This window comes from Bordetella tumulicola, from assembly GCF_054779135.1.
Genome location: NZ_BAAGYU010000007.1, coordinates 814,363 through 827,149 on the forward strand (window position 1 = coordinate 814,363; position 12,787 = coordinate 827,149).

Below are 12,787 nucleotides of genomic sequence, written 5' to 3' on the forward strand. Positions count from 1 at the left end.
GTACGAGGACGCTCAACACGTGATATCAGGCCGCGTGCCGGTATTCATCAGATGCCGATGTCGACAAACGATCCATTTCAGTCGATTTCGGGATCCCATTTTCTTAATTAAGACTTAATACGCCTAGGCTATTCTCGATACGAGTTTGCCAGTGCGCAGTCGTTCTATCAGAAACTCGATGAAGATTCGGGTTTTGGCGGGTACGAGGCGCGTATTGGTGACGGCGTAGACGGGAAAGGGGCCGGCGCTCCAGTCGGGCAGGACGCGTTGCAGGTGTTGTTCTTCGACTTCCTGGAGCACGTTGGTCGAAGGGCTCAGGATGGCGATGCCGGCGCCTAACGAGGCCAAGCTGCGAACCATGGCGATACTGTTGACAGAGAACCGTTTGCCGGGCGTGATCTCCATGCGTTCGTCGCCGCGGGACACGGGCCAGCGCGTGACGCGGGCGTTGTTGGCGCGGAACTCCAGGCATTCGTGTTGGGTCAGATCGCTGGGGTGTTGCGGGGTACCGTGACGCCTGAGGTAGTCGGGCGAGGCGTAGAAATGGGCAGACAGGTGGCCGAGTTGGCGGGCGATCTGGCTTGAGTTGGGCAGGTCGCCGATCTCGATAGAGATGTCGCAGGTCTGGAAGACGCGTTCGGCGTGGTCGGGGCTAGCCAGATCCAGGTAAAAAGTAACTTCAGGATAGCGTTGAGAGAATTCGAGGAAGGCTTCGGCCAGAAAGTCCGTGCCAAAATCCGCTGGCATGTTGACTCGCAGCGGGCCGGAAGGCGTTTGGGCCAGTTTTTGCAGCTCTTCGTGAGCGATCTGGGCTTCGGCGACGATGCGCTGGCAGCGAACAAAATACAGTTCGCCGGCTTCTGTCAGCTGGACTTTGCGGGTGGTGCGGATGAACAGTTGCAGGCCCAGCGAGCGTTCGAGCTCGGCGACTTGACGCGAGACGGTCGATTTGGGGATGCCCAGGTTGTCGGCGGCGCGGCCAAAGTTGCGGGTTTTGGCGACTTCGACAAAGAGCTCCATGCCGTGCAGGCGTTTCATGGTGATGTCATCCGTGATATGCGACGGGTGAATTATCCCATATTTGGGATGATGTTTTCGCTTATTCCCTATTTGTTTCTGAATTGGGATAAAGCAAAATGCGGGATTGCGCAGCGCAACATGGAATGCTTGCGCGCGACGACAAGTGAATTAATGGAACAGGGCAGCCCATGCACGCCAACAGGCGTGATGCGGGCGCAGTATCGCTCAAAAAGGATCGTATGAACTACAACGGAATGCGGCGTGGCGCCGCCGTTTTGACCTTCGCGGCAACAGCGTTGGTGTTGGCGGCTTGCGGCGAGAGTACAGAGGCACCATCGGCGAGTAAGCCGCAAGTCAGCGTGGTGACCCTGGCGACTCGCCCTGTTGTTTTGACGACCGAGTTACCGGGTCGCACGTCGGCTTATCGGGTGGCGGAAGTCCGCCCGCAGGTCAGTGGCATCATCAAGAAGCGCCTGTTTACCGAGGGTGGCGAGGTGTCCGCCAACGAGCAGCTCTATCAGATTGATCCCGCGTTATATGAAACCAGCCTCGACAGCGCCAAAGCGGCGTTGGCGCGTGCGCAGGCACAATTAAAGACGGCATCTGTATTGGTGCAACGCTACAAGCCGCTGACGCAAACGCGTGCAGTCAGCCGTCAGACCTATGACGATGCGGTGGCGAGTCGCGACCAGGCCGCTGCGGATGTGCAGTCGGCGAAGGCCGCGCTCGAGACCGCGCGCATTAATCTCGTGTACACCAAGGTGCTGTCGCCGATCGAAGGGATTATTGGCCGTTCATCGGTAACCGAGGGCGCCCTGGTCACGGCGAATCAGGCCGATGCGCTGGCGCGGGTGCAGCAGATCGATCCGATTTACGTGGATGTCACACAATCCAGCAACGAATTGCTGCGTTTGCGCGGTGCGCTGGATAGTGGATTGCTGCAGCGCGGTACGGACAAGGATTCCGCGCGCGCGACGCTGACGTTGTCTAACGGGCAGGAGTACGCGCTGGAGGGAACGCTGGCGTTCTCGGAGGTCACGGTCGACGAAGGGACAGATTCGGTGACCTTGCGTGCGGTATTCCCCAACCCCGATCACAAATTGCTGCCGGGTATGTTTGTGCGTGCCCGCATTCTCGAAGGTACCGCACAGCAGGCTTTGCTGGTGCCGCAGCGTGGCGTGACGCGTAACCAGCGTGGCCAGCCCACCGCCCTGATCGTCAATGCCGAAAACAAGGTGGAACTGCGCATCTTGAAAACGGATCGCACGGTTGGCGATCAATGGCTCGTGACGGATGGGCTCAAGGCGGGTGACAAGGTCATTGTCGAAGGCCTGCAGAGTGTGCAGCCCGGCACCGAGGTGACGGTCAAAGATTTCGTGGCGACGCCGGCGGCCCCTGCGATCCAGCCAGCTGCGGCTTCTGCCGCGGCCAAGTAAGGAGTTCGCATGGCCAAGTTTTTTATTGATCGGCCAGTCTTTGCCTGGGTCATCGCTATCGTTTTGATGCTGGCGGGGATCCTGTCGATTACGGCGCTGCCAGTTGCGCAGTACCCCAATATTGCGCCGCCCGCCATTGGTATTCAGGTGACGTACCCAGGTGCGTCGGCGCAGACGGTGCAAGACAGTGTGGTGCAGGTCATCGAGCAGCAGATGAACGGCATCGATAACCTGAACTACATGACGTCGGAAAGTAACGCCGACGGCAGCATGAGCATTACGCTGACGTTCGCCCAGGGCACTGATCCGGATACGGCGCAGGTGCAGGTACAGAACAAGCTGGCTGTCGCGCAGCCGTTGCTGCCCCTGGAAGTGCAGCAGCAGGGGATTCGGGTCACCAAGGCGACCAAGAACTTCCTGGTTTTTGCCGGGTTCATCTCGACCGATGGCTCGATGACCAAAGAAGACTTGGCCAACTATGTGGCGGCCAACGTTCAGGACCCGGTTAGCCGTACGGAAGGTGTCGGTGACTTTCAGTTGTTCGGCTCACAGTACGCGATGCGCATTTGGCTGGATCCGGCCAAGTTGTTGACGTACAGCCTGACGCCCAATGATGTGATTGCGGCGATCGAAGAGCAGAACGTGCAGGTGTCCTCCGGCGCGCTGGGCGGCTTGCCATCGGTGCGCGGTCAGCAGTTGAACGCGACGATCATCGGCCCTACGCGGTTAGAAACCGCGCAGGAGTTCGAAGAGATTCTTCTCAAGGTCAACACCAATGGTTCGCAAGTGCGCTTGCGTGACGTGGCGACAGTGTCGCTGGGCGCACAGAACTATTCCATTGACAGCTACTACAACGGCCAGCCCGCGACAGGTCTTGCTGTCAAGCTGGCGCCCGGGGCTAACGCACTGGACACGGTAGCAGCCGTTAAAGCGACGATCAGTGGTCTGGAGCGGTATTTCCCGCCGGGCATGGCCGTCGTGTATCCCTATGACACCTCGCCGTTTGTGTCGTTGTCGATCGAGAGTGTGATTCATACGCTGATCGAAGCCATTATTCTCGTGTTCCTGGTGATGTATCTGTTCCTGCAGAACTTCCGGGCAACCTTGATTCCGACGTTGGCCGTGCCGGTGGTGTTGCTGGGTACCTTTGCCGTGTTGGCGATGTTCGGCTATACGATCAATACATTGACCATGTTTGCCATGGTGCTGGCTATCGGCCTGCTGGTCGACGATGCCATCGTGGTAGTCGAGAACGTCGAGCGTCTGATGGCCGAAGAAGGCTTGTCTCCCAAGCAGGCGACCCGCAAGTCGATGAAAGAAATCACGGGGGCGTTGGTCGGGATCGGGCTGGTATTGTCGGCGGTGTTTGTGCCGATGGCGTTCTTTGGCGGATCGACGGGTGTGATCTATCGCCAGTTCTCGATCACGATCGTGGCGGCGATGACCTTGTCCGTGCTGGTCGCGATTGTCTTTACGCCCGCGCTGTGCGCGACGATGCTCAAACGGGTTCCCAAGGGGGACCACGGCGCCAAAACCGGCTTTTTCGGCTGGTTTAACCGGACGTTCGATCGTTCCAGTCACGGTTACGCCAATTCCGTAGCGCGAGGCCTGGGACGCACCAAGCGTCTGATGCTGATTTATCTGGTGCTACTGCTGGTGATGGGCTGGATGTTTACGCGCATTCCGACCTCGTTCCTGCCTGAAGAAGACCAGGGAGTTTTGTTTGCCCAGGTTCAGGCGCCTACTGGCTCTACGACTGAGCGCACGAGCGAAATGGTGCGTCAGGCGACACGCTACTTCCTCGAAGACGAAAAAGACGTTGTCGAGTCGGTGTTTGCGGTCCATGGTTTCAGCTTTGGCGGTCGCGGTCAAAACTCGGCCATCATGTTCGTCAAGTTGCGTGACTGGGATTCCCGTCCCGATGCCGAGCAAAAGGTAGCGGCGCTGGCGCAGCGTGCCAATGGGTATTTTGCGACGCATTTACACGATGCTCGCGTGGCCGCATTTGCCCCGCCCGCGGTGATGGAGTTGGGTAACGCATCGGGTTTTGACTTCCAGTTGATGGACCAGGCCGGTCTGGGCCACGAAAAACTGTCCGCGGCGAGAGATCAATTCCTGGCAGAGGCCGCCAAGAGTCCCGTGTTGGTGGGCGCCCGTCTGAACGGCATGGTTGATCAGCCACAGTATCAGTTGGACATCGACCGCGAAAAAGCCCGCGCCTTGGGTGTCGCAATTTCCGACATCAACACCACGTTGTCCACGGCGTGGGGAAGTTCCTATGTGAATGACTTTCTGGATCGTGGCCGTGTGAAGCGCGTCTATGTGCAGGGTCAAGCTGATTCGCGCATGCTGCCCGAGGATCTGAACAAATGGTACGTGCGCAATCAAAGCGGCGAAATGGTGCCTTTCGCGTCTTTTGCATCGGCGACATGGGTCTACGGTCCGCCGCGTCTGGATCGCTTTAACGGGGTGCAGTCATTCAACATCCAGGGTCAGGCCGCGCCGGGTTATAGCTCGGGCGAAGCCATGCTGGAGATGGAGCGCATTGCGTCGACCATGCCAACGGGCGTGGGCTACCAGTGGACGGGCCTGTCGTACGAAGAGCGGTTGTCTGGATCGCAGGCACCGGCCTTGTACATGATCTCGCTGCTGGTGGTGTTCCTGTGTCTGGCGGCGTTGTACGAAAGCTGGGCCATTCCTACCGCGGTGATGATGACGGTGCCGCTGGGCGTGATCGGTGTGCTGCTCGCGACGATGTTGCGCGGCTTGTCTAATGACGTGTACTTCCAGGTGGGACTATTGACCACCGTGGGTCTAACCGCGAAGAACGCTATTTTGATTGTGGAGTTCGCCAAGGCTCACTACGAAGAAGGCGCCAGTTTGATCGAAGCCGCCGTCCATGCCGCCCGCCAGCGTCTGCGTCCCATCTTGATGACGTCTTTGGCGTTCATCCTGGGTGTCACGCCGCTTGCCATTTCGAATGGCGCGGGCTCGGGCAGCCAGCATGCGATAGGTACGGGGGTGATCGGTGGCATGCTGGCGGGCACCTTCCTGGCTATTTTCTTTGTGCCGGCATTCTTCGTGGTGGTGATGCGTTTGTTCAAGATCAAGCGCCTGAGCGAACGCCACGATGATGACGATGACGATCCGCAGGACGAAACTCGCGCCTTGCCACATACGGCATCGACGCAGCCTGGGGAGCAACCGCAATGATGAATCCGAGTATGTATCGATCTTTTGTGACGCCGAGCCGCCTCAAGGCAAGAAGCGCCCCCTTGATGGGAAGCGAGCCGCAGGCGTGGCGTGGGGGCCCTTTTGCCGCCGGGCCGTCCCAAGGCAAAAACGCCCCCACGGGGGGCAGCAAGCCGCAGGCGCGGCGTGGGGGCCTTTTCCTCATGGTGACATTGGCCGCGGCCTTGGCAGGATGCTCGCTCGCGCCTACCTACGAACGGCCCGAGGCGCCGGTGAGCGCGAACTATCCTACGGGAGACGCCTATGCGCAGCCCGGTCAAGCGCAGGGGGCTACTGCCCAGGCGCCGGTCGCCGATATCGGCTGGCGTGACTTTTATTCGGATCCGCTCCTGCAGCAATTGATCTCGATGGCGTTGACGGCCAACCGTGATCTGCGAGTGGCGGCGCTGAACGTGGAAGAGGCGCGTGCACAGTATCGTATCCAGCGAGCTGACCTGCTACCCAGCATAGGCGTGGCGGGGCAGGGCACGGTGCAGCGTTTGCCTGCTGACCTGAGTAACACGGGCAGCAGCACCATCAGCCGTTCCTACCAGGTCGGCGGCGCGGTGTCGGCTTGGGAGTTGGATCTGTTTGGTCGGATTCGCAGCCTGAGCGATCAGGCACTGGAAACGTACCTGGCGCTTGACGAAACCCGTATCGCCACGCAGCTCGCATTGATTTCCGAGACGGCAACGGCCTATCTGTTGTTGCGTGCCGATCAGGAGTTGTTGGATCTGACGAAATCGACGCTGGCGTCGCAGGAGGATTCCTACAAGCTGACCAAACAAAGCTACGATCTGGGCGTGGCGACAGAGCTCGACCTGAGTCAGGCCGAGGTCTCTTTGCGCACGGCGCAACGCAATTTATCGCAATATACGCGACTGGTCGCGCAGGCACGCAACGCGCTCGTGCTGTTAGTCGGGCAACCGTTGCCCGAGGGTGTCATTGCGCAGTTGGATCAGGCAAAGACATTGCCGGATAACGTCGTGCCGAGGGCTTTGCCGGCCGGTTTGCCGTCCGATTTGCTGGTGCGTCGTCCGGATATCCGCGCCGCGGAACATCAGCTCAAGGGCGCCAATGCCTATATCGGCGCGGCACGTGCAGCATTCTTTCCGACGATTAGTCTGACGGGCAACGCGGGGACGGCGAGCTCCAGCCTGGGCGGCTTGTTTGACGCAGGCTCGGGGGCATGGAGCTTTATGCCGTCGATTTCCGCGCCGATCTTTGCCGGCGGCTCGTTGCAAGCGGGCCTGGACGTCGCGAAGGTGCGCAAGAACATCGAGATTGCCACCTACGAGCGAACCATCCAGACGGCCTTTCGCGAGGTCTCGGACGCATTGGCGGGACAGGGTACGTTGCAAACGCAAATTGTGGCGCAACAGCAGCTCGTAGATTCGTATCAACGCGCCTATGATTTGTCGAGGCAACGCTTTGATCAGGGTATCGATGGCTATCTAACCGTACTCGATTCGCAGCGATCGTTGTATTCGGCACAACAAGTGCTCGTCGAGACGCGTCTGGCCCGACTGTCCAACCTGGTCACCTTGTATCAGGTACTGGGCGGCGGCTGGACCGAAACGACGGTCGCGGCTGCAACGCCTGAGGACGCGACCGTTCAGGGTGGCGCTACGCAACAAGCCCAATAGTGGGCTCGCTGCATCGGCTAGTACTTGATTAACGACATCCTGGTGCAATGAGCTATTGCTCAGATAGAACGCGCTTCATGCGCTCGAAGTCTTTCACATAGCGCTTTGCCAAGGATGTCTTTTGCGCCTCGGTCAGTATCTTGCCGGACGTCTGAAAAAACTTTGTCTCTTCCTCGCGCAGATGATGATGGACCTTATGGGACAGTTTCTTGGCGTGATTGCTCCAAGCGTCGCCCTGTTCGTCCACCTTGCTTAGTTCTTCCACGCACTCATCGATCTCATGATGCTCTGCCAGGGCATGGCGAGACGGGCTCAAGCCCATGTCGTCCATCAGAATAGGCGCATACAGGAATCTTTCTTCGGCGGCGGCGTGTGCCGCCAATTCAATGCGCAATTCCCGGAACACTTCGCCGCGCCGACCACTCTGAGGCGTTGCACGCATCAATTTTCGACAGAGCGACCGTTGTGTTTCATGGCTTGCTCGAAGCGCCTCATAAATAGTTTCAGACATAGTCCCATCCTTTGATTTATGGTTCAAGCGCGACTTTAGATACCCGATCCAAAGCTACACGACAGGCGGTTTGGTTTCTCGTTCAGGATGGCGGTGTTGCTCCACGGCCTTAATAAAGGTAGCGATACCTTTCTTCTCCACCGTTTTCACCACAATCAAACCTTTATCGGCCGGATTGGTCGGCACACCCGCTCGCTCAAGCACGCGAACTCCGGTGCCAATCGCTAGCAACGCTTTGCCATGACGAAACTGATCGCGCACATACTCCAGCGCCAGTCCATCGCTGCACAACGCGCTCACGCATTCGTCGCCATCCGGGATAACCACCGCATCGAACAAGGCGGAGGGGCTATTCTGAGACGAAGCATCGGCATCCAGCGGCGTTTTCGCGTCCGTACGCAGCAGGCCTATATGCTGGCCTACCAGCCGCACGACCGCGCCTTTGGCGATCAAGGCGTTGGCAACTTGATCGACCGTCTTAGCACTGACGCCATCGGCCACCAGCACGGCAATCTTGCGAGTACGGATTCCCACTTCGCCGGGCCTGGCCAGCAAGGACAGAAACTTGGATTGGGTGAGCTCCGGCTTTACCTTCCGCGCGTTGGCTTTAGGTAGCGCATCGGGCAAATCGGGCATGCCCAGATTCTTGGCGACGGTCTTGGCCAGATTGTCCGAAACATTGCGCAGCATCGCCACCATGCGCCGTCGAATACCCGGCACGGTGACTTTGCTCAGTTCAAACGAGAACGCATCGGCGATGTGGCGCTGTTCATGTTCGGCCTGGCTTTCATAAAACAAACTGGCCTGGTTGTAGTGCTCTGCGAACTTTTCTGGCTTGCCTCGCAGTTCCACGTCGGAGACAGGTTCAGGAAAGGGGATGAATCCCGCGCTGCCCGACTGAAAGGGACAACCACCTGCCAGGGAGTTTGGCTCGTAGGCGACCCGGCCATGATGGATGGCTTGGCGATGCATGCCGTCGCGTTGATTATTGTGGATGGGCGCCAATGGCGCATTAATGGGAATTTCATGAAAATTCGGCCCGCCCAGACGTGACAGTTGTGTATCCACATAGGAATGAATACGCCCGGCCAAGAGCGGATCGTTCGTAAAGTCGATGCCCGGAACGACGTGCGCCGTACAAAATGCGACTTGCTCAGTTTCTGCAAAGAAATTATCCGGGTTTCGATTGAGCACCATCCGTCCGATGGGCGTGACTGGCACAAGCTCCTCGGGGATAAGCTTGGTTGCGTCCAGCACATCGAAGCTAAATGCGTCGGCCTGCGCCTCATCGAATATCTGTACGCCTAGCTCCCATTCCGGATACTCACCGGCCTCAATCGCTTCCCACAAGTCTCGGCGATGGTAGTCGGGATCGGCGCCAGAGATCTTGACGGCTTCCTCCCAAACATGGGAGTGGGTGCCGAACTTAGGATCCCAGTGAAACTTAACCAGTTTGGCGTTGCCTTGCGCATTGACGAAGCGAAAGGTGTGTACCCCAAACCCCTGCATCATGCGCAGGCTACGCGGTATTCCTCGGTCCGACATCGCCCACATGACCGTGTGGATGGACTCAGGCATCAACGAAATAAAATCCCAGAACGTATCATGTGCCGATGCCGCCTGAGGCATGCCATTGTGTGGCTCGGGTTTGACGGCGTGCACCAGATCGGGGAACTTCATCGCGTCTTGAATAAAGAAGACCGGAATGTTGTTGCCAACCAGGTCCCAGTTGCCCTGATCCGTATAAAACTTGACGGCAAATCCGCGCACGTCTCGCGCCGTGTCTTTAGAGCCCCGTTCACCGGCCACCGTGGAAAACCGCACAAACACAGGCGTTTTTTTACCTGCCTTGGCAAACAGCGAGGCACAGGTCAGGTCGGTCTGGGCGTCGTAGCATTCAAAATAGCCGTGTGCCGCCGAGCCGCGTGCATGAACGATGCGTTCAGGAATTCGTTCGTGATCAAAGTGGGTAATTTTTTCCCGCAAGATGAAATCTTTCAACAACGCTGGGCCGCGCAATCCTGCTTTCAGCGAGCTTTGGTTGTCGGCCACCGGAACGCCTTGATTCGTCGTCATGGCCTGACCGCCGCTGTCCGCACGGACGCGCGGTAGCTCACCACCCGCCGCATTGACGCCGGATGTAGCCTTTGCGCCGGTCTTGGCCGAGGTGTTTTTCTCTGATAGCGTGCTCGCCGTAGCAGATTTGTCGCGAGGTGCTGCGGTATTCCCGGTCGGGGGGCGAGCCGATGAGATACCGTATTCGGCAGGCTTATTCACGTTATGAGACTGGCTAGCGACGAGATCGCCAACCGCACGGGCCTTTTTCAGGGCGGGCTGAGTCGCATCGCTCGCTGGAGGCAATGCCGGTCCACTATCTGTATTGAGATAAGCGGTGTCGACCGCGGTCTGTTGGGTTTGTGTCTGCTTGCTTTTGCCTGTCGCCATGGTTGGCTCCTTTTAGCTCTGCGGTTATGACATCGACCTTGACCACTGCACATTGATACACGAAAAATAGAAAGGACGGAATTTGAGTTGAAACCGCCTGACCACCCGAAGTGCGCTTGAGTTCGCTGATACGGTTGCTTCGCTCTAGACTCCGCGATGGGCCCGTGGATGGCCACACCTTCAAGTTCTTATAGCATGCAGGCCAGTTTTGGCTCATCAATCATAGCGTCCGCATGCTCCGGCTGGGCGCTGGCTATCTATTCAGCGTTGATATGTCAAAAAAAGCCCTCACGCGGCAGCTACTGCGTGGCCTTGTTGCCCCCAAAAGGGGGCTTTTTTATTTTGGGGCGGCCCGGCAATAAAAAAAGCGGCCCGCAAAGGCCGCTTTTTTTATTCGATCTGATCAGGATCAGGCGCGCTTTTTGGTCACCAAGCCAACCACGAACAGCACGATGATGGCACCGACGACTGAGCCGATCCAACCGGCGGGCTCGCCCGGCGTATACCAGCCCAGCGATTGGCCCAGAAAGCCCGCGACCACCGAGCCGACGATACCGAGAATCGTCGTCATGATGATACCTAGGGACTGGTTACCCGGCATGATGGCGCGGGCGATCAGACCCACGATAAAACCGACGATGATCATAATGATGATGCTCATGCGCTTGCTCCTTTTTTAGGCGACGGATAGACGACTGGATAATACTCACGCTAGCGAACCCGTGGGTGTAACAACTCGTATTTGGGGTATATCCGCAACACTGCCTGTTTATTGTCGCAGTGCAGCAGACGTCGGATTTAGCCCAGGGAGAGATAGCATCCGCGGGGTAACTGTCCTGTCATACTGGACCTATAAGCAATATTATTAAATAAGCGACGCTAGAGTCGACGACGGCTCGGGATCCTCAAGATGAACGAGTGCCGATCGGCGTACGAACGACTACCGACCGGCATTCAACAACGCCGCAGGCCCTGCATCACAAGGGTCGACAACCCCGATTTTTCAGGCAAGTGGACTGAAAATGGCACGCTCCGGGTCGAACGTGTAGTGATGTTCAAACTGCGTCGCATCGGCGGCCAGTGTCAGGACGGAGTCCAGAATGAAATCCGCCTTGGCGTCCGACAGCAGGGCGCTGAAATTCAGTCTGACAAAGCCAGGCTTTTCAATTTCGCGGCCCTCGAGGATCGCCTGACGCATTTGCGCAGATTGCTCGGCATCAATGTCCAGCAGACCGTGCACATAAGGGCCGGCGCATGCGCATCCCCCACGTGCCTGAATCCCGAATCGATCACTCAGCATCCGGGTGATGAGTTGTTGGTGCACCAGATCACCTTGGCCGTTATGTACCCGGAACGAAAAGATCGGTAAACGATCGGCGGTCAGCGAGCCCAGTAGCTCGAGCCGCGGCGCGTCTTTCCATTTGGCCAGTGCACGTTGAACAAACTGGGCGTGGCGCTGTTGCAGGAAGGCATCGCCCAGGGCTTCTTTCACCAACAGGACCAGCGCGGCGCGAATATCGCCGAGTACATTCGGCGTACCAGCTTCTTCACGGGACTCCAGGCTGTCGCTATAGTCATGGCCGGTGGGCGAGACGAACTTCACCGTGCCGCCCCCGGGCCAAGTCGGTGTGATGGTCACGACGGCGTCGCGGCGCACGATCAGCACGCCCGAGGCGCCAGGGCCGCCGATGAATTTATGCGGTGAAAAAACGATGGCGTCGATCGCTGTATCCGCGGCGGGCGACATCTGGATGGGCAGATAAGGGGCGCCGCCGGCGTAATCCCAGAGCATTTTTGCGCCAGTCTTTTTGACGCGCCGCGTGATCGCGGGCACATCCGCAATGATGCCGGTGATGTTAGAGGCAGCAGACAGCGCGCAGATCACCAGGGTGGTGTCGTCAGTGCGCAGGGCGGCGTCCAGGGCGGCGAGATCCGGACCGCCGTGCGAGGCCTCGGGCACCACGATGATCTCCGCACCGCATTCGCGCCACGGCAATATGTTGGAGTGATGCTCGTAAGGCCCGAGGATCACGCGGACTTTTCGACCGGCCGAGATGGCCGTATCCACGCCAAAGAGATGCACCAGGCGGTTGATTCCTGCGGTCGCGCCCGATCCGGCGAAGATCACCGCATGCGCGGCATCGGCGCCACAACATCGAGCGATGACGGCGCGCGCTTCGCGGCGCAATCGGGTGATGAACCCGCCGCAATACGAGGCCTCGGTGTGCGAGTTGGCGTAGTAGGGCAACACCTGCTCAAGGATGAAGCGTTCGACCTGCGTCAGTGCGCGGCCGGAGGCCACGTAGTCGGCATACACCAGCGCTTTGGGCCCATAGGGGCCCTGCACGACGGCGTCTTTGCCGATGAGTCCATCGGCGAGCGCCGTGACGATATCGCCGGTATTCAGGTCTGCTTGAAATTGTTGCAACGGGCCGAGCGTGGCGAGCGTCGCGGGGGTGTGCGTGTCCATCGGAGTCAATGAATAGGTGATTCTGAAA

The 12,787-nt window shown here is 58.5% G+C and carries 8 protein-coding genes; 3 read left to right on the plus strand and 5 right to left on the minus strand.

Translation table 11 applies throughout. The annotated features are described in order from the left end of the window. Window positions 1–123: 123 nt before the first annotated feature. Window positions 124–1,038: a LysR family transcriptional regulator gene (locus ACYVDM_RS12150; RefSeq protein ID WP_415785472.1), complete on the minus strand. Its 915-nt coding sequence runs from the start codon at window positions 1,036–1,038 to the stop codon at window positions 124–126. Between the two features lie 236 nt (window positions 1,039–1,274). On the opposite strand from ACYVDM_RS12150, the gene ACYVDM_RS12155 reads away from it, so the two are divergent. From ACYVDM_RS12155 to adeC, 3 genes are all read left to right on the plus strand, one after another. After that, the gene (locus ACYVDM_RS12155; protein WP_415787011.1) at window positions 1,275–2,456 is read left to right on the plus strand and encodes an efflux RND transporter periplasmic adaptor subunit; all 1,182 of its coding nucleotides are present in this window, start codon (window positions 1,275–1,277) and stop codon (window positions 2,454–2,456) included. A 9-nt stretch (window positions 2,457–2,465) separates the two neighbouring features. Beyond that, complete coding sequence (locus ACYVDM_RS12160) at window positions 2,466–5,669, plus strand: efflux RND transporter permease subunit (RefSeq protein WP_415785470.1); 3,204 nt, start codon at window positions 2,466–2,468, stop codon at window positions 5,667–5,669. 182 nt (window positions 5,670–5,851) lie between these two features. Beyond that, window positions 5,852–7,333: an AdeC/AdeK/OprM family multidrug efflux complex outer membrane factor gene (gene adeC, locus ACYVDM_RS12165; protein WP_415787009.1), complete on the plus strand. Its 1,482-nt coding sequence runs from the start codon at window positions 5,852–5,854 to the stop codon at window positions 7,331–7,333. A 52-nt stretch (window positions 7,334–7,385) separates the two neighbouring features. On the opposite strand, the gene ACYVDM_RS12170 is transcribed toward adeC, so the two are convergent. The 4 genes from ACYVDM_RS12170 to ACYVDM_RS12185 form a co-directional block, all read right to left on the minus strand. Beyond that, window positions 7,386–7,844, minus strand: a complete 459-nt coding sequence (locus tag ACYVDM_RS12170; protein WP_415785468.1) for a hemerythrin domain-containing protein — start codon at window positions 7,842–7,844, stop codon at window positions 7,386–7,388. Between the two features lie 54 nt (window positions 7,845–7,898). Then, complete coding sequence (locus ACYVDM_RS12175) at window positions 7,899–10,289, minus strand: catalase (protein ID WP_415785466.1); 2,391 nt, start codon at window positions 10,287–10,289, stop codon at window positions 7,899–7,901. Window positions 10,290–10,698: 409 nt separating this feature from the next. Next, window positions 10,699–10,950: a GlsB/YeaQ/YmgE family stress response membrane protein gene (locus tag ACYVDM_RS12180; protein WP_415785464.1), complete on the minus strand. Its 252-nt coding sequence runs from the start codon at window positions 10,948–10,950 to the stop codon at window positions 10,699–10,701. A gap of 342 nt (window positions 10,951–11,292) precedes the next feature. After that, window positions 11,293–12,759, minus strand: coding sequence for an aminotransferase class V-fold PLP-dependent enzyme (locus ACYVDM_RS12185; protein WP_415785462.1), 1,467 nt, complete (start codon window positions 12,757–12,759; stop codon window positions 11,293–11,295). Window positions 12,760–12,787: the final 28 nt, after the last annotated feature.